General features: G+C 55.8%; 17 protein-coding genes and 1 pseudogene. 11 read left to right on the top strand and 7 right to left on the bottom strand.

What is annotated here, in order from left to right; all coding sequences use genetic code 11:
• Positions 1-8 precede the first annotated feature (8 nt).
• The 6 genes from ACT3T6_RS10495 to ACT3T6_RS10470 all read left to right on the top strand — a co-directional run bounded on the left by ACT3T6_RS10495 (position 9) and on the right by ACT3T6_RS10470 (position 5,585).
• Complete coding sequence (locus ACT3T6_RS10495; protein WP_193055082.1) at positions 9-971, top strand: carbohydrate kinase family protein; 963 nt, start codon at positions 9-11, stop codon at positions 969-971.
• A 148-nt stretch (positions 972-1,119) separates the two neighbouring features.
• The gene (locus tag ACT3T6_RS10490; RefSeq protein WP_193055083.1) at positions 1,120-1,836 is read left to right on the top strand and encodes a FadR/GntR family transcriptional regulator; all 717 of its coding nucleotides are present in this window, start codon (positions 1,120-1,122) and stop codon (positions 1,834-1,836) included.
• A gap of 69 nt (positions 1,837-1,905) precedes the next feature.
• Positions 1,906-3,054 carry a galactonate dehydratase gene (gene dgoD / locus ACT3T6_RS10485; protein WP_193055084.1) on the top strand — a complete coding sequence of 383 codons (1,149 nt, stop codon included), beginning with the start codon at positions 1,906-1,908 and terminating at the stop codon, positions 3,052-3,054.
• Between the two features lie 49 nt (positions 3,055-3,103).
• On the top strand, positions 3,104-4,096 hold the full coding sequence (locus tag ACT3T6_RS10480) for a 2-dehydro-3-deoxygalactonokinase (protein WP_193055085.1): 993 nt from the start codon (positions 3,104-3,106) through the stop codon (positions 4,094-4,096).
• Positions 4,093-4,701 (top strand): 2-dehydro-3-deoxy-6-phosphogalactonate aldolase, encoded by a 609-nt coding sequence (locus ACT3T6_RS10475; protein ID WP_193055086.1) that lies wholly within the window; start codon positions 4,093-4,095, stop codon positions 4,699-4,701. The genes ACT3T6_RS10480 and ACT3T6_RS10475 overlap by 4 nt, the downstream gene beginning before the upstream one ends.
• Entirely contained in the window at positions 4,701-5,585 is an 885-nt protein-coding gene (locus ACT3T6_RS10470; protein ID WP_193055087.1) for an SMP-30/gluconolactonase/LRE family protein, read from the top strand. The genes ACT3T6_RS10475 and ACT3T6_RS10470 overlap by 1 nt, the downstream gene beginning before the upstream one ends.
• 123 nt (positions 5,586-5,708) lie before the next feature.
• Here the strand turns inward: ACT3T6_RS10470 and ACT3T6_RS10465 are convergent.
• From ACT3T6_RS10465 to gap, 6 genes and pseudogenes are all read right to left on the bottom strand, one after another.
• Positions 5,709-7,293: pseudogene (locus ACT3T6_RS10465) on the bottom strand (solute:sodium symporter family transporter).
• A gap of 281 nt (positions 7,294-7,574) precedes the next feature.
• Positions 7,575-8,237, bottom strand: coding sequence for a bifunctional 4-hydroxy-2-oxoglutarate aldolase/2-dehydro-3-deoxy-phosphogluconate aldolase (locus tag ACT3T6_RS10460; RefSeq protein ID WP_193055088.1), 663 nt, complete (start codon positions 8,235-8,237; stop codon positions 7,575-7,577).
• Between the two features lie 34 nt (positions 8,238-8,271).
• Positions 8,272-8,937 carry a 6-phosphogluconolactonase gene (pgl, locus tag ACT3T6_RS10455; protein WP_193055089.1) on the bottom strand — a complete coding sequence of 222 codons (666 nt, stop codon included), beginning with the start codon at positions 8,935-8,937 and terminating at the stop codon, positions 8,272-8,274.
• A 1-nt stretch (position 8,938) separates the two neighbouring features.
• Positions 8,939-10,444 carry a glucose-6-phosphate dehydrogenase gene (zwf, locus tag ACT3T6_RS10450; protein WP_193055090.1) on the bottom strand — a complete coding sequence of 502 codons (1,506 nt, stop codon included), beginning with the start codon at positions 10,442-10,444 and terminating at the stop codon, positions 8,939-8,941.
• A 179-nt stretch (positions 10,445-10,623) separates the two neighbouring features.
• Positions 10,624-10,794, bottom strand: a complete 171-nt coding sequence (locus ACT3T6_RS10445) for a hypothetical protein (RefSeq protein ID WP_172118284.1) — start codon at positions 10,792-10,794, stop codon at positions 10,624-10,626.
• A gap of 178 nt (positions 10,795-10,972) precedes the next feature.
• A complete protein-coding gene (gene gap / locus ACT3T6_RS10440; protein WP_172118285.1) occupies positions 10,973-11,977 on the bottom strand; it encodes a type I glyceraldehyde-3-phosphate dehydrogenase in 1,005 nt (334 codons plus the stop codon).
• Positions 11,978-12,231: 254 nt separating this feature from the next.
• Between gap and pyk the strand changes: the two genes are divergently transcribed.
• The gene (gene pyk / locus ACT3T6_RS10435; RefSeq protein ID WP_193055091.1) at positions 12,232-13,710 is read left to right on the top strand and encodes a pyruvate kinase; all 1,479 of its coding nucleotides are present in this window, start codon (positions 12,232-12,234) and stop codon (positions 13,708-13,710) included.
• 3 nt (positions 13,711-13,713) lie between these two features.
• Complete coding sequence (locus ACT3T6_RS10430) at positions 13,714-14,187, top strand: methylglyoxal synthase (protein ID WP_192527694.1); 474 nt, start codon at positions 13,714-13,716, stop codon at positions 14,185-14,187.
• An 18-nt stretch (positions 14,188-14,205) separates the two neighbouring features.
• Here the strand turns inward: ACT3T6_RS10430 and cra are convergent, their stop codons facing one another.
• Complete coding sequence (gene cra, locus ACT3T6_RS10425) at positions 14,206-15,186, bottom strand: catabolite repressor/activator (RefSeq protein ID WP_193055092.1); 981 nt, start codon at positions 15,184-15,186, stop codon at positions 14,206-14,208.
• Positions 15,187-15,394: 208 nt separating this feature from the next.
• Here cra and ptsP point away from each other — a divergent pair, with 208 nt between their 5' ends.
• From ptsP to ACT3T6_RS10410, 3 genes are read left to right on the top strand one after another with little or no spacing between them, the layout of a single operon-like run.
• Positions 15,395-18,289 carry a phosphoenolpyruvate--protein phosphotransferase gene (gene ptsP, locus ACT3T6_RS10420; protein WP_193055093.1) on the top strand — a complete coding sequence of 965 codons (2,895 nt, stop codon included), beginning with the start codon at positions 15,395-15,397 and terminating at the stop codon, positions 18,287-18,289.
• Positions 18,289-19,257, top strand: coding sequence for a 1-phosphofructokinase (gene pfkB, locus ACT3T6_RS10415; RefSeq protein WP_193055094.1), 969 nt, complete (start codon positions 18,289-18,291; stop codon positions 19,255-19,257). Before ptsP ends, pfkB begins: the two co-directional genes overlap by 1 nt.
• On the top strand, positions 19,254-20,993 hold the full coding sequence (locus ACT3T6_RS10410) for a PTS fructose-like transporter subunit IIB (RefSeq protein WP_193055095.1): 1,740 nt from the start codon (positions 19,254-19,256) through the stop codon (positions 20,991-20,993). The genes pfkB and ACT3T6_RS10410 overlap by 4 nt, the downstream gene beginning before the upstream one ends.
• Positions 20,994-21,066: the final 73 nt, after the last annotated feature.

Genomic DNA, 21,066 nt, shown 5'->3' with positions numbered 1-21,066 from the left:
GACAACCCATGATTTCTGTTATTGCGTTTGGCGAAGCGCTGGTGGATATGCTTTCAAGCCGCTTAGGCGATGCTAACGACCGCCAGGAAACCTTTACTCCTTACGCTGGCGGTGCGCCCGCGAATGTTGCCGTCGCTTGTGCTCGACTGGGGGTGCCTAGTCACTTTTTAGGTATGGTCGGCGATGACACATTCGGCCATTTTTTGATTCGGGAACTGAATAGCCACGGTGTTAATACCGATGGCGTTATGCGGACTAAAATGGCCCGTACGGCACTCGCGTTTGTCTCCCGAGATGCCCTCGGCGAACGCACCTTTGACTTCTACCGCCCACCGGCCGCTGACCTGCTCTATCGCATTCACCATTTGCCCCAAGGAGTATTTGAAACGCCAGCCATCGTGCATCTGTGCAGCAATAGCCTAACCGACCCTGACATTGCCGAAACCACCCTCGCCTTGGCAAACATGGCCAAGCAGTCTGGCTGTCTGGTGAGCGTTGACGCCAATCTGCGACATAATTTATGGGCAGATGCCGCCGCCGATATTGGCCTGGTGATGCAGCTTTTAGATACTGCCGAGCTGCTCAAGATATCGCTTGAGGAGCTGGATTACCTGCGCGGCGAGCAGTCTCAGGACACCTGGCTTAACCAGCGTTTGGCCGCAGGCGTCAACGTCATTTTGATTACTGACGGCCCTAACGATGTGGTGCTTAAAAGTGCTGCCATGGCACAGCACATTGCGCCGCCCAGTGTACAAGCGGTGGACACCACAGCAGGTGGCGATGCGTTTATTGGTGGCCTACTGGCAGAGCTTTCTCGCCACGGCATTGCCCCAGGTTGGCACGAGGATAACGCCTTCTTAAGCGCTGCCGTGGAGACTGCCTGCCGCTGCGGGGCTCATGCCGTTACTCGGCCTGGCGCGTACGCCGCGCTACCCACTCAGGATGATATTGCCGCACTACGGGCGCGTTAAAAGCAGTTTCCAAGACTCGTCCTTTTAAAACGGTACTTTAAAAACAGTCCTTTTAAAAAGGCCCCCCTAAAACCAACTTTCGTCTGGTTGTTAAAATGTCTGACATTTAATAAGCTCACGCGATTACAGTCATTCATAGAGACATCCCATGACGCTGGATACCCTGCCCGCCCACCATGGTGGCGCTGAACACTTGGCACGCTTACTGGCCAGGGCGCTATTAACCGGCCACTGGCAGCCCGGTGACGTTTTTCCCAAGGAGCTGGATATCGGCAAGCACTTTGCCGTCAGCCGCAATCAGGTACGCAATGCATTGGCAAGCCTAACGGCCGCCGGGCTTATAGAGCGCACGGCGGGCCGGGGCACGCTGGTTCGTGAAATGAGTGAATGGCACCTGCTTGACCCATTGATGAGCGAATGGATGACAGGGCTCGTCAACCTGGACCCTCAGCTCGTGCGCGCAATTTACGCTTTTCGATTCTCAGCAGAGCCCACGGTTGCGAGATTGGCGGCCCAAGCGGCCACCGGTGATGACATTACACAGCTGGAAGCAGCGTTTGAAGGCATGCGCTGTTCGGCAGGCACCCCTGACGCGCGTGCCCAGCACATTGAGTTCGATGTTGCCTTTCACGATGTGATCTACCAAGCGACGCATAACCTGGTGTGGCGGCAAATGGGCCATTTATTACGCCCTTCAATCATGGCGCTGGTATATCGCTCGCAACACGATATTAAAACGCTCGACGACAGTTTGACCCGGCACCGCCACGTACTGGATGCGATTAAAGCCGGCGACATTAACGCGGCCGACACCGCTGCGCGCGAGGTATTGCGGCGCACCGCTATCGATCTGGGCATCGTCTAGCTGGGCTGAAACCAACTTCTGCAGTAACGCTTGCCGTACCCACTCGGCTAACCGTGAGGATTATATCGTATGAAAATTACGCGTCTTAAAACATGGCAAGTCCCTCCCCGCTGGCTGTTTCTTAAAATCGAAACCGATGAAGGCTGTTATGGCTGGGGCGAGCCGGTCATCGAAGGCCGTGCCGCAACGGTAGAAGCGGCTGTTCATGAACTTTCCGACTACCTGATTGGCCAGGACCCTCATCGGATCGAACACCTTTGGAACACGCTCTATCGTGCCGGGTTTTATCGCGGCGGCCCCATTTTGATGAGCGCTATTGCGGGTATTGACCAGGCACTGTGGGACCTTAAAGGGCGTGATTTGGGTGTTCCCGTTCACCAACTCTTGGGGGGAGCGGTGCGCGATAAAATGCGCATGTATGCCTGGACCGGGGGCGACCGCCCAAGCGATGTGGGCGCCGGTGCCAAGGCGCTGGTCGAAAAAGGCTTTACCGCGTTCAAGATGAACGGCACGCCCGAAATGCAAATCGTCGACTCTCATCGCAAGGTCGATGAAGCCGTGGCCCGAGTGCGTGAGGCGCGCGAGGCCGTTGGGCCGGATGTGGGTATCGGTATCGACTTTCATGGCCGCGTCCATCGTCCCATGGCCAAAGCATTACTGCGTGAGCTTGAGCCTTACCATCCCATGTTTGTTGAAGAGCCCGTTGCACCGGAACACTTGCCTTGCTTGAAAGATATTGCGGGCGGGTTGAGCTACCCCTTGGCGACCGGCGAACGCTTACATACCCGCTTTCAGTTCCGCGATCTGCTGGCCGATGGCATGATCGACATTATCCAGCCGGATATTTCCCACTGTGGCGGCATTAGCGAAGGGCTGAAAATCGCCACCCTCGCCTCTGCCTACGATGTGGCGCTGGCGCCCCACTGCCCGCTTGGGCCGTTAACCCTGGCCGCCTCACTTCAGCTGGATGCTGTCTGCCATAACGCCTTCATTCAAGAACAAAGCATGGGGATTCACTACAACCAGGGCAATGACGTGCTGGACTACCTAGTAGACAAAACAGCCCTAAGTATCACCGACGGTTTTTGCGCTATCCCCCAAGGCCCCGGCCTGGGTGTAGAAATTGATGAAGCCTATGTTGAAGAGCGCGCAAAAACAGGCCACCGCTGGCGCAACCCGGTATGGACGCACGATGACGGCTCTATCGCTGAGTGGTAAGCCCTGCCTTCTAAATCGTGGAGAACCTTATTCGTGGAGATATCGTCACATGCGTACCGATTCTGATGCGTTACCGCAAACGCTCGCCTGGATCGCGGTGGACTGGGGCTCAAGCAACCTGCGTGCTTGGGGGCTCGATAAGCAACACCAGGTGATCGCCAACGCCAGCAGCGATAAGGGCATGCTTTCGCTCACGCCGGATGAATACGAGGCTGAATTGTTGCGCCTGGTGGGCGATTGGCTACCTGCCAACGGCCACATAGCGGCAATGGTGTGCGGCATGGCAGGCGCTCGACAAGGCTGGCTGGAAGCCGCTTACCTGCCGGTGCCTATCTCGCTTGACCAGCTTAGCCACGGCGCGGTGATGCCTAGGCTGGTTGGTGGCCAGCTGCGTGTGCATCTGCTGCCCGGCCTGAGCCAAACCCACAGCGCGGCTCAGCATTTTGATGTCATGCGCGGAGAAGAGACCCAGCTTGCTGGCCTGGCGGCCGAAGCGCCCGATTTTTCAGGTCGGGTCTGCCTGCCGGGCACCCACTCCAAATGGGCGAGCATTGAGTCAGGCGTGGTAACACAGTTCACCACCTATCTAACAGGCGAGCTTTATCAGCTACTGGCGAATCAGTCGGTTCTAAAGCACTCCATTGGCAGCGATGCGCTAAACGAGCCCGCCTGCCGTGATGCGTTCATCGCCGCCGTCAGCGAGATAAACGCGGCCCCAGAGACGTTTAGCAGCCGCCTGTTCGGCCTGCGGGCGCAGGATTTACTGGATAGCCGCCTGCCCATGGGTAACACCCGGGCAAGCGTGCTCTCGGCACGGCTTTCTGGCCTTGCGATTGGCCTTGAGCTAGCGGGCGCCTGCCCATCATTATCTACCGATGAAACGGTTACCTTGATTGGTAATCCAGCGCTTTGTCATCGTTACCATTTGGCCCTTAACGCGCTCGGCTTTCAGACCCATCACGTTGAGGGCGACACTGCCGTACTGGCAGGTCTTCGACTCGCCCACCAGGCGCTAACAAATAATGCAGAGAGAGCTCTATGACGTTACCCCTGATCGGAATTTTGCGAGGCGTAACGCCCGATGACGTTATCGACGTTGCTGATGCGGTGCTTAACGCAGGCATCACCCAGATTGAAGTGCCGCTTAACTCGCCGAAGCCGCTAGAGAGCATTCGCCGCTTAGTTAACGCCTTTGGCGAGCAGGCGGTCATTGGCGCGGGCACCGTGCTTACCCCCGCACAAGTGCGAGACGTTCATGCCGCTGGTGGGCGTTTAATTGTCTCGCCTAATTGTCGTCCCAGCGTGATTGAAGAAACGCACCGTCTTGAGATGGCGAGCTGGCCAGGCATTGTTACCCCTTCCGAAGCATTCGATGCACTTGACGCTGGCGCGACAGGGCTTAAGCTTTTTCCTGCCGTCCAGGTCGGGCTGGAAGGTATGAAAGCCGTACGCGCCGTACTGCCTGAAGACACTCGTTTGTACGCCGTAGGCGGTGTTGGCATCGATAATTTCGCCGCTTGGCGAGCAGCCGGGGTAGATGGTGCTGGCCTGGGCAGCGCACTTTATAAACCCGGGCAAAACGCCAAGGCGGTTGCCCAGCAGGCGGTTGCGTTAGTTAACGCCTGGAAAAAAGCCGGAGAAGAATAATGTCATTACCCACATGGCAGGCAACTGTCGCAGTAGATAGTGGTTGCCTGCTTGGAGAAGGCCCGCAGTGGCAAGCCAGCAGCGGACGGCTTTACTGGTGCGATATTATTGGCAAGCGCTTGCACTGGCTCTCTCACACCAGCCAGCAGCATGATCATGTAGCGCTAGACGATATGGTTTCTCTGGCCGCGCCGCTTGAGGATGGCCGCCTGCTACTAGTGGGTGAGCGCTCATTGAGCCACTTCGACCCTGAAAGCGGCAACATTACCCACTTTGCCGATGTTGAAGCCGATAACCCTGTTACGCGCAGCAATGACGCACGTGTGGACAGGCATGGCAGCCTGTGGTTTTCAAGTATGGGAAAACAGGCTGAGCACCAGGCGGGCAGCCTCTACCGACTGCATCGCGGCAAGCTAAGCCAGCTGCGTACCGGGCTTAGCATTCCTAATGCGCTGTGCTTTTCACCCGATGGCACCACCGCTTACTTTACGGATACACCAACCGGCGTTGTGATGCGCTGGGCGCTGGATGACCAAGGCTGGCCGCTCGGAGAACCCGAGCCTTTTGCGGATTTTTCCGGTCATATTGGCAGCCCCGACGGCGCCGTGATGGATAACCAGGGCTGCCTATGGCTAGCGCTTTGGGGTGCTGGTGAGGTTGTGCGCTTAAACGCTGACGGTGAGATTATTGGCCGAGTGCATCTATCAGCCAGCCAACCCTCTTGCCCGGTGTTTGCAGGCCCAGAGCTTAAAACGCTGTATATCACGACGGCTCAAGAGGGTTTCACTTCAGAGCAGCTTGCTAAAGAGCCGAACGCTGGCGCGCTATTTTCCGTGCAAATCGACATAGCCGGGCTCGCCGAACCGCCGCTACGGCTTGCATAAACCCAACAATAGCCGCTAAAACGACAAGGCCCCGCTAGTTGATACTAACGGGGCCTTTCTGTTACTGGCTATTGATGACAGCGCTATTGCTAACAGGGCTAGCTTTCAGCGCCTAATCGACAATTATCCAGCAAAGCTTATATAAATAATGATCACTAAAATGATCAGCGCGACACCTGAGGGTAGTGCACCTTTCCAGGGCGTTAAATCAACACCGCCGACATGCTCCTGCACCCAGTCCGTTTCGCGCGGACGTAGCTTGCCAACAATCAGCATCATCACCACTAACAAGGCAAACACCAATGCGACGAAGTGGAACTCATTCATAATCTCAGGCAAGAGATTAAATGGCGGCACAAAGTAACCAGCAGCGATCAATAAACAGCCGCCCACCAGCGCTATTTTGGCGGCCATGGGAGGTACCCGTTTGGTCAGTAGCCCCACCAACACAACAGCCAGAATAGGAATAAAGTAAATGGCGTTCATCTTCTGCAGGTAGCCGAATAGACTATCCTGCCCGGCCAGCAGTGGCGCGATAATCATGGTAATAATCGCCATGATCCAACCAAAGATCTTGCCCGATTTAACAACCTCCTGCTCAGTAGCGTCTTTATTCAGCACGCCTTTATAAATACCCAGGCTGAAAATGGTGGTGGTACTGTTAAGCGCGGAGTTAAACGAGGACAGAATCGCCCCGACCATAACCGCCGCAAAGAAACCCGTTAAATAAGGCGGTAGAACGTTAAACACCAAGTGCCCATAGGCTTCATCAGCCTGCACACCCTGATCAGCATACAGGTTATAGGCAATAATACCTGGTAACACGAGATACAGCGGGCCAAGCAGTTTAAAAAGCCCTGTCAGCAGCACACCCTTTTGGCCTTCGGCCAGGTTTTTGGCGGCAAGCGTTCGCTGGATAATCTGCTGATTCGTGCTCCAATAAAACAAGTTAATCAGAAAGACCCCGGTAAACAGCGTGAAGAACGGCACCTGCTGCTCTGAGCCACCAATCGAGTTGAGCTTATCCGGGTCGCTCTGCTTAAGAATGCTCCAGCCTTCCATGATGCCCGTACCGCCACTCACCGCTTGAAGGCCAAAATAGACGACCACAAAACCGCCCAATACCGTTCAGCGTGTCGGAAACGGCAACCGTACGTAGCCCGCCAAATAGGGCATAGATCGCACCGATAATGCCCACAATCCATACGGTTAGCCAAAGCAGTGTGCTTGATGACTGAATACCGGTTAGCCCTTGCAGGTCCAGCATCCCCTGCAAGCCAATCGCACCAGAATAGAGAATGATCGGCAGCAAAATAACGGCATAGGCAATAAGGAAAATAACGTTGGTAATCAGCTGGGTGCCTTTATCAAAGCGGATTTCCAGCAATTGCGGCAGTGTAGTAATACCGCTTTTTAAAAAGCGCGGCAGGAAAAACAGCGCCAGCGCGACCAACGCGATAACTGCAACGACTTCCCATGCCATAACGCTTAGCCCATCGGCAAACGCAGCCCCGTTTAGGCCTACCATCTGCTCAGTGGAGAGGTTGGTCATTAGCAACGAACCCGCAATCAGCGGGAAGGTCAGCGAGCGCCCTGCCAGGAAATAACCAGTGGTACTGGAGTGATCATCCCGGCGTGTGATACGCCACGTAATAAAAGCGACCAGCCCTGTAAAAAACAGGAAAGACGCCAGGGTCAGCATATGCATGTTGGCTTGCTCCATTATTTAGTCATCGTGTTGTACATGCGCAGTGCGAATAAATGTCTGACATATCTCCGTAGAGATTCTAACGGAGCGGTGGATTAACGTTTATCCCCCTTTGGTCTTACCTAACGTGTTATTTTGCATAAAAAAACCGGGCAACATGACGTTGCCCGGTGATTGGGCAGGAAGACCTTTAGAAATCGCCTAAACCTGTGGATAGCCCTTGAAATAGTCTTTGGAATAGCCCTTGAAATAGCCTTGGGCGTACAAACCCAGGCGCTCCATTAATGATGAAAACGTTCAGCGGCTTCCTGAGCCAATTTGCGAATGCCTTCCCAATCTTCGGCTTCAACCAACTTGGCGGGCGTGAGCCAGGAGCCACCTACGCACATGACGTTGGGCAGTGACAGGTAGGATGCCGCATTCTCGACCGTGATGCCGCCCGTGGGGCAAAATTTCGCGCCAGGGATCGGGGCACCAAAGGCCTTGAGTGCTTTAACGCCACCGCTGGACTCCGCCGGGAAGAACTTGAAGCGGCGATAACCGAACTGCCAGCCGGTCATCAGCTCTGATATGGTCGAAACACCCGGCAGCATGGGTACTGAGCTTTCGATACCGTAACGATAAAGTGCCTCGGTCGTGCCCGGCGTTACGACAAAATCAGCACCTACTTCTTCGGCCTGGCGATATTGAGCAGGGGTGAGTACGGTACCCACACCAATGCTTGCTCCGGGTAACGCTTCACGCATGCGCTTAATGGCTTCCAACGCACAGTCGGTACGCAGGGTGACTTCGAGAACTGTTAAACCGCCCTCTACCAGGGCCTTTCCAAGCGGCACGGCATCTTCAAGGCGATCAATAGTGATCACCGGAATCACTTCCGCTTTAAGGCAAATGCTGTCAAGTTCAGCGGTGCGCGTTGAAGGTAACTGTTTATCTATCGACATCGTAAGTCTCCGGAAATCTATTATTAATTGATTGTTAAGGTGCCCAGTAAATAGCCAAGGGGCATGACAAAAAGGCACGTATTGGCAGTTGCCGCACATCATCGCCGTTCAAGGCATTGGCCAGTACGGCACGCTTATCGTCACCGGTAATATGTAAAATATGCCGATGTGCCTGGTGTAGCCGGGACGCTGAAAAGGTAATCCGCGGCTGTGGTTGACTAGGGGTTCTCACCGCCACCAACGGCTCATCAGTAGAAAGCGCTAACCCGAGTTCCTGGCTATCCGGGAACAGCGAGGCTGTATGGCCATCCCCCCCCATACCAAGTATCACCACGCTGGCTGGCCAGCTAAGCGATGCGGTCTGTTCGGCTACCGCCGCGACGCCCTCTTCTGGCGTTGAAGCTTCTGCGGTTAGCGGCACAAAACGCGCCGCGGCGGCAGCGCCTTGCAGCAGGTTTTCACGCACCAGCCTGGCGTTGCTGTCGCTGCTTTGTTCATCCACCCAGCGCTCATCCGCCAAGGTGATATCGATACGCGACCAGGCTAGCGGCTTGGCGGCCAAGGCTTTAAAAAAAGGTACCGGGGTCGTGCCACCGGACACGACCAGAAGCACGCGCTCCTGGCGGTCTAGATCTTCACTCAAGGCCTGCGCGACCGCTTCAGCTAGCTGTTCCGCCAGCTTTTGACGTTGTTGGCTCATGTTAATAATCCTCGTACCAGCTGCGGCCATCCTGGGTAATCATCGCAATGGAGGCAACCGGCCCCCAGGAGCCCGCCGGATAGCGCCTCGGTGGGGTTTCACGACTCTGCCAACCGGCAATTAACTGATCGCACCAGCGCCAAGCGTGCTCCACCTCATCACGGCGTACAAACAGATACTGTTGGCCTTTCATGACTTCAAGCAAGAGGCGCTCATAAGCATCGGGAATACGTGATTTAGGGAAGGCACTATTAAAATCAAGATGTAAGGGCCCTGGGCGCAAACGCATGCCTTTATCCAGGCCACTGTCTTTGGTAAGTACTTGTAGGGCAATTCCCTCTTCCGGCTGAAGGCGAATAATTAACTTGTTAGAAGCAATATCGCGCTGGTCCGGATCAAAGATATAGTGCGGCTGCTGGCGGAAATGGATCACAATTTGCGACAGCTTTTCGGGCATCCGCTTACCGGTGCGAAGATAAAAAGGCACACCCGCCCAACGCCAGTTAGACACCTCGGTTTTCATCGCAACAAAGGTTTCCGTCTGGCTCTGGGTATTAGCGCCCTCTTCCTCCAGGTAACCAGGCACCGCTTGGCCATCGCTGGTGCCGGCAATATATTGCCCGCGTACCACATCGCGCCCTAGCGCCTCCCCTGTAAAAGGTTTCAGCGCTTTCAACACTTTTACCTTTTCATCACGAATGGCATCCGCATCCAGGTTAGAGGGTGGGTCCATGGCGATCAGACATAACAGCTGCAGCAGGTGGTTCTGCACCATGTCACGCAGTTGGCCGGCATCATCAAAATAGCCCCAACGCCCCTCAATACCGACCTTTTCGGCCACGGTAATCTCAACGTGGGAAATATGATTCTGGTTCCACTGAGTGCCGAAGAGCGGATTGGCAAAGCGCAGCGCAATCAGGTTCTGAACCGTTTCTTTACCCAAGTAGTGGTCAATGCGGTATACCCGTGACTCAGGAAATACAGCACCAATGGCATTGTTGATCTGTTCAGACGATGCCAGATCGTAGCCAATCGGTTTTTCAACAACGACGCGGGAGTCTTCGTCCAGACTTCCACTGGCCTGAAGATGGTGACAAATATCGCCATAAATACGAGCGGCAACAGAAAGGTACACCACCATCGGTTGTTTTGAGCCTTCTCGCCATTCGCGAATGGCTTCAAAGCCCTCTACTGTTGAAAAATCGAGCTGACGATAATCCAGACGATTTAGAAAGCGCTCAAAGCTTGAGTCCTCTAGTTCGCTGCTTTTGAGCCGTTTACGCAATGCGCCGCCAACCAGTTGCCTGAACGACGCCACATCATGCTCCTGACGCGCCAGCCCCATAATGCGGGTGCTTTCGGGCATCAGACCTTCACGGTCAAGATGATATAAAGCAGGAAACAGCTTGCGCATGGCGAGGTCGCCCAACGCCCCGAAAAGCGCTAGATCAATGGCATGGTCACGTTCACCTAATGGGGCGCCTGGGGAGGCATATGACTGGCTCATCTCTGCTCCTATTTATTATCCACGACCATCTACGTGGTTAGATTACCTAAAATCTATCTAGAAAAAGGCATCATGCGCAATATTTAATGTAATTTTACTACAATAAAATATTTTTGGAGCGGTTCGACGCGCTTTTATTTCGCTATAAACACACTCTACGTGCTTGATAGCACCTGCCGCTACCACTGGATACCCCCACTGATGCCGCCACCATAGGAAGAATGACCTCCATAGCTGGGGCACTTATGCGCTGGCTCGCTTGCCAGCCATAGGCCTCTTAGTGCGGCATGACTGAAGGATGCAATCAGCGCTGCGCCTAGTGCGGTACGCGTGAAATGATGAGTGGTCATTTTCAGTCTCCTTGAGGATTATTATCAACCGCCGTAAATAGTGGCTGTATAGGGGATACACGCGAGGAGACGTTTTGAATGCAGTCCTGTTAAAAAAAGATTCTTTTTATTAAAAATAAAGGCCGAAAATAAATTTTCGGCCTTTAAATCAAACATTAACAGCGCACTTCAAAAATAACTATTTTGCGGTTGCCTGCATCGCAATGGCGGTATCCAGCATACGGTTGGAGAAACCCCACTCGTTGTCGTACCACGCCATTACTTTCACCAAACGGCCATTCACACGAGTGTGATTGGCATCAAACGTTGATGAATGCGCGTCATGGTTAAAGTCAATGGATACCAGCGGTTGAGCATTGACAGCCAGTACGCTCGAATTGGCAGCGGCCTTTTCGAGGATCTGGTTGATCTCTTCCTTGCTGGTATCGCGCCCTGCGTTAAAGGTTAGATCCACCAACGACACGTTAATCACCGGTACGCGCACGGCCAGCCCATCCAGCTTACCTTCCAGCTCAGGCAGCACCAAACCCACCGCAGCGGCGGCTCCGGTTTTGGTCGGGATCATGGAGTGAGTGGCGCTGCGTGCGCGGTACGGGTCGGTATGATAAACATCCGAAAGATTCTGGTCATTGGTATAAGCGTGAACGGTCGTCATCAGGCCGTTTTCGATACCTATGGTGTCGTTCAGCGCTTTGGCGACAGGTGCCAGGCAGTTAGTCGTGCAAGATGCATTAGAGACAACCTTATGCTCAGCAGTCAGCACGTCATCATTAACACCGAAAACAATCGTTGCATCCGCATCCGGGCTGGGTGCCGAAATCAGTACTCGTTTAGCGCCCGCTTCCAAATGCTTGGCAGCAGCTTCTCGCTTGGTAAATAGCCCCGTGCACTCCATGACCAAATCGATATTCATGGATGCCCAAGGGAGGCTGGCAGGATCGCGCTCGGAAGAGATCGCAATGCGGTCGCCGTCAACGCTGATACTTTCTGCGTCGTGCTCTACAGTGAAGGGGAAATGCCCATGCACCGTATCGTGGCGTAGTAAATGCGAATTTAGCGAAGGATCGCCAAGGTCATTAATCGCCACTACCTGAATTTTGTCACGGTAATCGTTTTCATACAGGGCGCGTAAGACGTTACGGCCGATCCGTCCAAACCCATTAATAGCAACTCTGATCGTCATGCTGACACCTCATGCTCGGTGGTGGATGGCTTCATTCAAGTAAAAAAATTACCAAAAAGACACGTAAAAGCGTTTTAAAAAGAACAAAATCGCTTACAACGCTGCTTTGCTGGCTATCGAATAACCTATTTGTAGTAAAATTACTATATTATCACTATGGTCGTCTACACTTCACGCCGACAATTAAGCAGTCACCTTGCAGTCTGACAACACTGGTTTTTTGCTTTTTTTTAATATTTAAGGAGAGCCTGCTCATGAGCCTATCGAATTCACCTTTGCCGCTTCGCCGTACCAAAATTGTTGCCACACTAGGCCCTGCCAGCGACCAGCCAGGTATTCTTGAGGCGATGATCACGGCAGGCGTCGATGTCGTTCGACTTAACTTCTCCCACGGTTCTGCCGATGATCATCGCCGACGCCTACAGGATGTTCGCGATATCGCCCAGCGCTTAGGTAAATGTGTTGCTGCACTAGGCGATTTACAAGGTCCTAAAATTCGCATCGCGCGTTTTGCTGAAGGCCCTATTCATTTATCAGTAGGCGAAGCGTTTATTCTAGACATGGCGCTGGATACCAATGCGGGCAACAGTGAACGCGTTGGTTGTGACTACCCATCACTTATTGATGATGTAGCCCCCGGCGACCGGCTGCTGCTGGATGACGGCCGCGTTGTCCTGGATGTGACCTCCATTGCGGGCCAGGAAATACACACGAGTGTTCATGTGGGTGGCAAGCTCTCCAACAACAAGGGCATCAACAAACAGGGCGGTGGCCTTTCTGCTCCCGCCTTAACCGACAAAGACAAGGCCGATTTAAAAACGGCAGTGGAAATCGGCGTGGATTATCTGGCGGTCTCCTTTCCGCGTTCAGCAGACGATATGCGGGAAGCACGCGCACTGCTGGGCGAAGAAGGCAAAGAGATTGGCCTAGTCGCCAAGCTGGAGCGTGCCGAGGCAGTGGCAGATGATGAAACGCTGGACGGCATCATTATTGCCTCTGAAGCCGTTATGGTGGCGCGTGGCGACCTGGGTGTAGAAATTGGCGATGAAGCACTCATAGGCACCCAAAAGCGCATCATCAAACATGCCCGCTCGCTTAACCGCGCCGTGATTACCGCCACCCAAATGATGGAGTCGATGATCGAATCCCCGCTGCCCACACGCGCCGAGGTGTTCGATGTGGCCAATGCGGTGCTGGATGCGACCGACGCCGTTATGCTTTCAGCAGAAACGGCAGCCGGTGAATTTCCGGTAGAAACCGTTGAAGCCATGGACCGTGTTTGCTTAGGCGCCGAGCGCGAGCGGCTGGCACAGTCGTCTGGCCACCGCATGCATGAAGGCTTTGAGCGCATGGATGAAACCATCGCCCTTTCGGCCATGTACGCCGCGAACCATTTAACCGGCGTTAGCGCGATTGCCTGCATGACCTCCACCGGTTACACACCGCTGATTGCCTCGCGCATTCGTTCTGGCCTGCCAATTGTTGGCCTGGCGCATAGTCCCGTCGCCCAGCGCCGCATGGCACTTTACCGTGGCGTGGTATCGCTCCCCTTCAACACCACCCAGATGGAGCCCACTGAAGTAAACCAGCAGGCGCTGAAATTGCTTAAAGCCTATGGCCTAGCACGCCCGGGTGGGCATATTATTCTGACTCGCGGCGATCATATGAACGCTCATGGCGGCACCAACACCATGAAGATTATCGCTATTGAGCAGGAAACATCAGGAGAATAAACAATGAACGATGCCCGACCGCCTCGCCAAGCGCTACGTACCTTACCCGCTCAAAAGCGTATTGCGCTTATCGCCCACGATGGCAAAAAGAGTGAACTACTGGAGTGGGCGGAACGCTGGCAGGAGACGCTGCGCCAGCATCACTTAATGGGTACGGGCACCACCGCAGGCCGGTTAACTCAACAACTGGGCTTGACCGTTGAAGGATTAATGAGCGGGCCACTAGGCGGCGACCAGCAGATAGGCGCACGCATCGCCGAGCAAAAGCTCGATATATTGGTGTTCTTCTGGGACCCGTTTGCTCCACAGCCCCACGACCCCGATGTTAAAGCGCTGCTACGCCTTGCCACGCTGTGGAATGTACCTGTCGCCAACAACGCAGCCAGTGCGGACTTCCTGCTCTCATCGCCCTATCTAAGTGAGCGCTACGATATGTCGATACCCGATGCTAACGCCTGGGCCAGCGCCAGGGTTTAACTTAAGGATTTAGCGCCCTTACCCACGCTGAAAAAGATGCCGCTTAACGACCTGCTGCCCGACGCCCCCCTGGCCTCGGGCAGTTTTTAGCGCACTGTTAAGCGTCAATTCTGCTATCCGATCATAATCCTGGTGCACCGAATTAATCGGCTGAGGCAAAAAATCCAGCAGGCGGTGATCACCAAAAGTGGCAAGCCGGATATGCCTGGAAAGCCCTCCACGTTCTAAAAACGCATCTAAAACGCCCTCCATCAAGGTATACGATGCGGTCACCAGTGCATCCAGCCCCTTGGGCTCGCTAATCAGCTGTTGGGCAAGTTCCATCGCCTCACTACGCTCGTAGCGCTCAGCGCTCAAATACACTTCCTCGATATCGCGATCTTTTAACGCGGCCTCAAAACCGGCCCGGCGCTCACGACTAATAGACAACTCAGGCATGGCATCAAGCCAGGCAACTCGCCGCGTATCCTGGTTAAGTACCGAGAGCGTTAAACGCTCAGCGGCATCGTGATCATCACTAACAACACTGGAAAAGTAGTGGCTATCCAGCCCTCGGTCCATGCCCACCACGGCCCAGCCGTCGTTAACCAATTCCCTATAAAATGGGTCAACGTCGGCCAGGCAGCTGGCAGTAATCAGTACTTCACAGCGCTGAGCACGCAGGGCAAGCGCCAGGGCGCGCTCACTTTCGGCACAGTCATCCGAGCTTACAATCAGCAGCCGATATCCTTGCTCGCGCGCACCACGCTCCAAGCGCTTCGCCAAGCGTGCATAGCTGATGTTTTCAAGGTCAGGCACGATTAAACCAATCAGCCGACTGGCACCTCGGCGCAGCGCCGCCGCCTGTGGATCAATCTGATATTGATGCTCACGAACAACGCTCATGACCTTTTCAATCGTGGCGGCACTGATACGACGCTGTTCAGCCTGCCCATTAATGACATAACTGGCCGTGGTGCGTGAAACACCTGCAAGCCGCGCAATATCGGCTAATGTCATGTTTTTTCTCCTTATAAGCCTGCAAAGTGTAACAGCGCCTTGACGAGACCCCCACCAAAGTCTAAAAACACACCCCTTGCGCCTTTAGCTGAATCGTTTCAGCATTATCATCATAGACGGTAGGCATCGATCAATACCGTTACTCGGCATTTGTGTCCTTTACGTCGCCGTCGAGCCGTTACCGGACTCGTCCTTACAGGAGAATTGCATGCTCACACTCGGTCCTAATGACATCTTGCTTGACCGCCACGCCAACAATTGGCAAGCGGCGCTGGATGAGGCCGCCCGGGTACTGGCTGACGCGGGGCTGGTTGATCCTGCCTATCGCGAGGGCCTGCATGCCCGTGAGGCGCAGTCATCTACCTATCTGGGTAATGCTATCGCCATTCCCCACGGCACGCCCGAAAGCCGCCAGCATGTTAAGCGGACTGGCGTTCGAGTACTGCAATTTCCAGAAGGCATCGAATGGCACGATGGCAACCGCGTCTATGTACTGGTGACGATTGCCGCACAAAATGATGAACATTTGGATATTTTGCGCGCCCTAACGCACGTACTGGACCGTGACGGCGTTGCTGAAGCGCTTGCCGCAGCCCGCTCCACCGAGGACGTCGCTCGCCTGCTGTCTAAATCTGCCCCCGCGCCCAAGCTGGATAGCGACACGCTTTGCCTGCAGTTTCCCGCACAGAGTGTTCAGGAACTGGCCCTGGCAGCGGCCGCCCGCTTACGCCAAAGTGGCTGCGTAGATAACCACTTTATTGCCGATATTGCGGCGAAACCGCCGGTTTGGCTGGGCGACGGTTTTTGGCTTGCCAGCAGCGCCAGCGGCGTCCAACAGCCTGCGCTGGGCGTGGCGACACCGGTCGAAGCACGCATGGAAGAGAACGGCCATGCTGTTCACGGCCTGTTTTGCCTGGCAGCACAGGGAAGCGCGCACACCTCCCTGTTGGAGCAACTTCAGAAGGTGCTCGAAAACACCCCAAGCCACGCGTTACTAAAGGCCGATGCCGCCCAGGTGCTGGCTCAGCTTGCAGGTGAAACGGCCAATACGCATACCCAGCGCGTGCGGGTATTAAATCCCCACGGCCTGCACGCCCGCCCGGCTAAACAGTTGGTGCAGGTAGCTCGAGCACAGGCCGTTGCGATTAACGTTCGCCTGGAAGAAGGCAGCCCCGCCAGCGTTTCCGCAGCGAGCCTGACCAAAGTCATCGGTTTGGGTGCACGCCGTGGCCAGTGGCTGGTGCTTTCTGGCGAAGGCAGCGAAGCACCACAGGCACTGGCCAACGTCGCGAATGCAATTGAAGGCGGTTTGGGTGAAAAGGTAGCGCCTTTTGACAGTGGCCGAGAGCAGCTGGCGACCCACCCTGCTCACGAGGAAACCGTTAAGCCTTTGACAGCCGATACACCGCATACGGCGATTGCGGCCTCCCCCGGGCTTGCGATTGCGCCGGTGTTTGTTATTCGCCCTCAGCACTTTGATTACCCGGAACAGGCTGACAATCCCGACCGCGAACTGACCCGGCTGCACAATGCCATCCAGGAGGGCATTGCCCAGCTGGAAGCCCTGGTGCGCAATGCGCCGGGTGGCGAAGTGGCCGACATTCTCTCCATGCATGAAGAGATGCTGGATGACCCCGAGCTGCACCGCGCCGCCGAAGATGCCATTCGTGAAGGCCGTTCAGCCGAGGCGGCCTGGTGGGAAGCGATTGAAACCGCCGCCCACGCACAGGAAATGCTCGCCGACCGCCTGCTTGCCGAGCGTGCCGCCGACCTGCGTGATGTGGGTCGCCGCGTGCTGAGTGTTTTGTGCGACACCCAACTTCCCGAGCCACCCAACCACCCCTACATTCTGGTGATGGACGATATCGGTCCTTCCGACGTAGCGCGCCTGGATACCTCCCGTGTGCGCGGTCTTTTGACCGAACGTGGCGGCGCCACTGCCCACAGCGCTATTTTGGCCCGTGCACTGGGCATACCCGCGGTGGTAGGCGCGGGCAAAGCGGTAATGGTCTTAGCCAATGCCAGCATGATGATTCTTGATGGTGAACATGGCCGCCTCATTCCTTCGCCTTCTGAGCAGCGCTTACGCCGCGCCGAGCAGCAGTTGCTTGATTTACAGGCCCGCGAAGCCGATGCCTGGGAACGCCGTTATGAACGCGCCCAAACCCGCGATGGCCACTACGTGGAGGTGGCTGCTAACCTGGGCAACACCGCTCATGCAGAAGATGCGGTTGAACGTGGTGCCGAGGGCGTTGGCCTGCTGCGCACTGAGTTCCTGTTTATGGCCCACTCAAGCGCACCCGACCTTGCCACGCAAACCGCCGAGTATCGGCAGGCCATCGACGCCCTGAATGGCCGCCCGTTAGTAGCGCGTACCCTGGATGTGGGTGGCGACAAGCCTCTGCCCTACTGGCCAGTCCCCCAGGAAGACAACCCGTTTTTGGGTCTGCGTGGCATTCGCCTGGCGTTAACCGAGCCCGACGTACTCGAAACCCAACTGCGCGCGCTACTCATGGCAGCCGCCCCGGTAGCGGGTTCAGAAGAGACGTCCAGACCGCTGCGGATTATGCTGCCAATGGTCAAGGACGTGGCTGAATTTCGCGCCGCCAAAGCCATTTTTGACCGTTTGCTTGCGGAAATTCCCGCGGATGAGCGCGCAAGCGACGTGCAGCTAGGCGTGATGATTGAGATTCCCTCCAGCGCATTGCTGGCGCCAACGCTTGCCGCCGAGGTGGACTTCTTCTCGGTTGGCACCAACGATTTAACCCAGTACACGCTGGCGATTGACCGCGGTCATCCAGAGCTCTCTGCCCAGGCAGATGGCCTGCACCCGGCGGTTCTGCGTTTGATCCAGATGACCGTTGACGCCGCTCATGCCCAAGGTAAATGGGTCGGCGTTTGCGGTGAACTAGCCTCGGATACGGCGGCTATTCCCGTATTGGTTGGGTTAGGCGTTGATGAGCTTTCAGTTAGCGCCCGGCAAATTCCGCTGGTGAAAGCTCGCCTGCGTGAGTTCGATCTGGCCGATGCCCAAGCCAGTGCGCAACTGGCCCTAAGCCAGGCGACCAGCGCCGCTGTGCGCGACGCGCTGGAGGCACACTAATGGCCCGGGTTATTACCGTTACGCTCAACCCAGCGCTGGATTTGGCGTTTGATCTTGAAGAGTTAACGCTGGGCATGGTTAACCGTCCCAGGAACGCGCAACTGGAAGCCGCGGGCAAAGGCGTTAACGTTGCACGAGTGCTGGCCTCGCTGGGCCATCACGTGGTAGTGAGCGGATTTCTCGGGCGCGATAACGATGGCCCCTTCCAACGGGCGTTTACCCAGCTGGGCGTTACGGATGCCTTTGTCCGCGTGCCGGGGGAAACCCGTATTAATGCCAAGCTGGCGGAAAAAAGCGGCCGGGTGACCGACATTAACGGCCCCGGTATCGGCGTAGACGCCACGCAAGTCGCCGCCCTTCTAAACAGCATTAAACAGCAACTAAACGCTGAGCCTGTCGATGCCATTCTTGTGGCAGGTAGCCTGCCCCCTGGCTTAAGCCTGACAAGCTTTGCCACGCTGCTAACGGAACTAAAAGCCACCGGCGTGCCGTTATGGGTGGATACCAGTGGCGAAGCCCTGCTGTGCGCGATTGAGGTAGCCCCCGAAGCCGTTAAACCCAATGAATTGGAACTTGCCCACTGGGCCGGTGAGGCACTGGATGATCACGCCAAGCGAGTAAGCGCCACCTGCCGCCTTTATCAGGCAGGTATTGGCCAAGCGCTACTTTCTGCCGGGGCCGACGGCGTTATTTGGGTAAACGCCAAGGGCACCTGGCAGTCAACGCCGCCCCGCGTTCAGGCAGCCAATACCGTGGGTGCCGGCGATACCTTTGTGGCTGGCATGCTCCACGGCGTGCTCAGCCAGCAAAGTGACGAAGAAACACTGCGTTTTGCCACGGCGCTTTCCGCCGAATCTGTTCGCCATGTTGGCGTGGGCAATGCCCACGCGGACGACTTTGCCGTACTCCTACAACATACTCAGGTCCAGCGCCTGCACGCCAGCCGCACCGAGGGAACGTCACAATGAATATTATTCTAATTACAGCCTGCCCCAGCGGCATGGCAACGACTTTTTTGGCCGCCCGACGCCTTGAACAAGCCGCTCAGCGCTTGGGTTGGAAAGTGCATGTAGAAATGCACGGAGAACTGGCACCGGTCGAGGCCGCCACTGCCGAACAAATTGCCCATGCCGATTTAATTGTCGTGGCCGCCGAGCACGTACCCGCACCGGAGCGATTTGAAGGCAAACGCCTTTACCAGGCACCGATTGCTCAAGCACTGCCTGACCCGGACGCGTTTTTAACCACCGCTAAACGCGAAGCACCGTTGTATAGCGCCCTGGCGGCTACCTCTCAAACAAAAGCGCCAGCCGCTGCAGGCGGCCAAACCATTGTAGCCGTTACCGCCTGCCCCACCGGTGTTGCTCATACCTTTATGGCCGCAGAAGCGCTGGCTGAGGCGGGCAACGCCATGGGCCACTCCATACGTGTGGAAACCCAGGGCTCAGTCGGCGCCCAAGACAAGCTAACGGAAGACGAAATCGCCGCCGCCAACGTTGTCATTCTGGCCTGCGATATTGAAGTTGATCCAACGCGTTTTTCCGGTAAACGCGTGTACCGCACCTCGACCGGTACGGCGCTTAAAAAATCCCAGGCAACGATTGAAAACGCCTTGGCCCAGGCCAGTGTGGAAAGTGCAGGCACGGCTAATACGGCTTCAAATGAAAGCAAAAGCCTGAAAGAGAAAGGCGTGTATAAACACCTGCTCACCGGCGTGTCGTTTATGCTGCCCATGGTAGTGGCGGGCGGGCTGCTGATCGCCCTGTCGTTTATGTTCGGCATCGAGGCGTTCGAGCAGGAAGGCACCCTGGCCGCTGCGTTAATGCAGATTGGCGGCGGCACCGCGTTTGCGTTGATGATTCCGGTATTAGCAGGCTATATCGCTTACTCAATTGCCGACCGCCCAGGTATTGCGCCGGGTATGATTGGCGGCATGCTGGCGGCGGACATTGGCTCGGGGTTTATTGGCGGTATTCTGGCAGGCTTTCTAGCCGGTTACGTAGCCCTTGCAGTCACTCGCCATGTGAAGCTGCCTTCGAGCATCGAGTCACTTAAGCCCATCCTGATTATTCCGCTGATCGCGAGCCTTGTGACTGGCCTGGTCATGATTTACATCGTGGGCGAACCGGTTGCTGCGCTGCTTAATGCGTTAACCAACTTCCTCGCGTCGATGGACTCCACCAATGCTGTATTGCTGGGTATTTTGCTGGGCACCATGATGTGCTTTGACTTGGGCGGCCCGGTTAACAAGGCGGCCTACACCTTTGGTGTGGGCCTCTTGGCCTCAGGCACCTACGGCCCCATGGCCGCGATTATGGCGGCAGGCATGGTACCGGCCATTGGCATGGGTATCGCAAGCTTCGTGGCACGCAATAAGTTCTCCGAGCCGGAACGTGAAGCCGGCAAGGCTTCGTTCGTACTGGGGTTGTGCTTTATTAGTGAAGGCGCGATTCCGTTCGCGGCCAAAGATCCGCTGCGCGTTATTCCCGCTTGTATCGCTGGGGGCGCCGTTACGGGTGCACTTTCGATGCTGGTGGGTGCCCAATTAATGGCCCCGCACGGGGGTATTTTTGTCCTGCTGATTCCTAATGCAATCACCCCGCCACTGCTTTACTTGGGCGCCATTGTGGCAGGCTCACTCATCACTGGCCTGAGCTACGCCTTTATTAAACGCGGCGCCGCTCAAGTGGCCGTCGCCAGCTAAGTGTTAGCTCAACACGAGCAGGCGCAATGCCTGCTCGTGGTTAGCCCAGTATAAAAGCTGCTGACGTCATTGC

Source organism: Halomonas sp. 72, assembly GCF_052379785.1.
GTDB classification, from domain to species: domain Bacteria; phylum Pseudomonadota; class Gammaproteobacteria; order Pseudomonadales; family Halomonadaceae; genus Vreelandella; species Vreelandella citrativorans.
The sequence above is the reverse complement of the archived record's forward strand: the minus strand, read 5'-3'. Positions and strand labels throughout refer to the sequence as shown.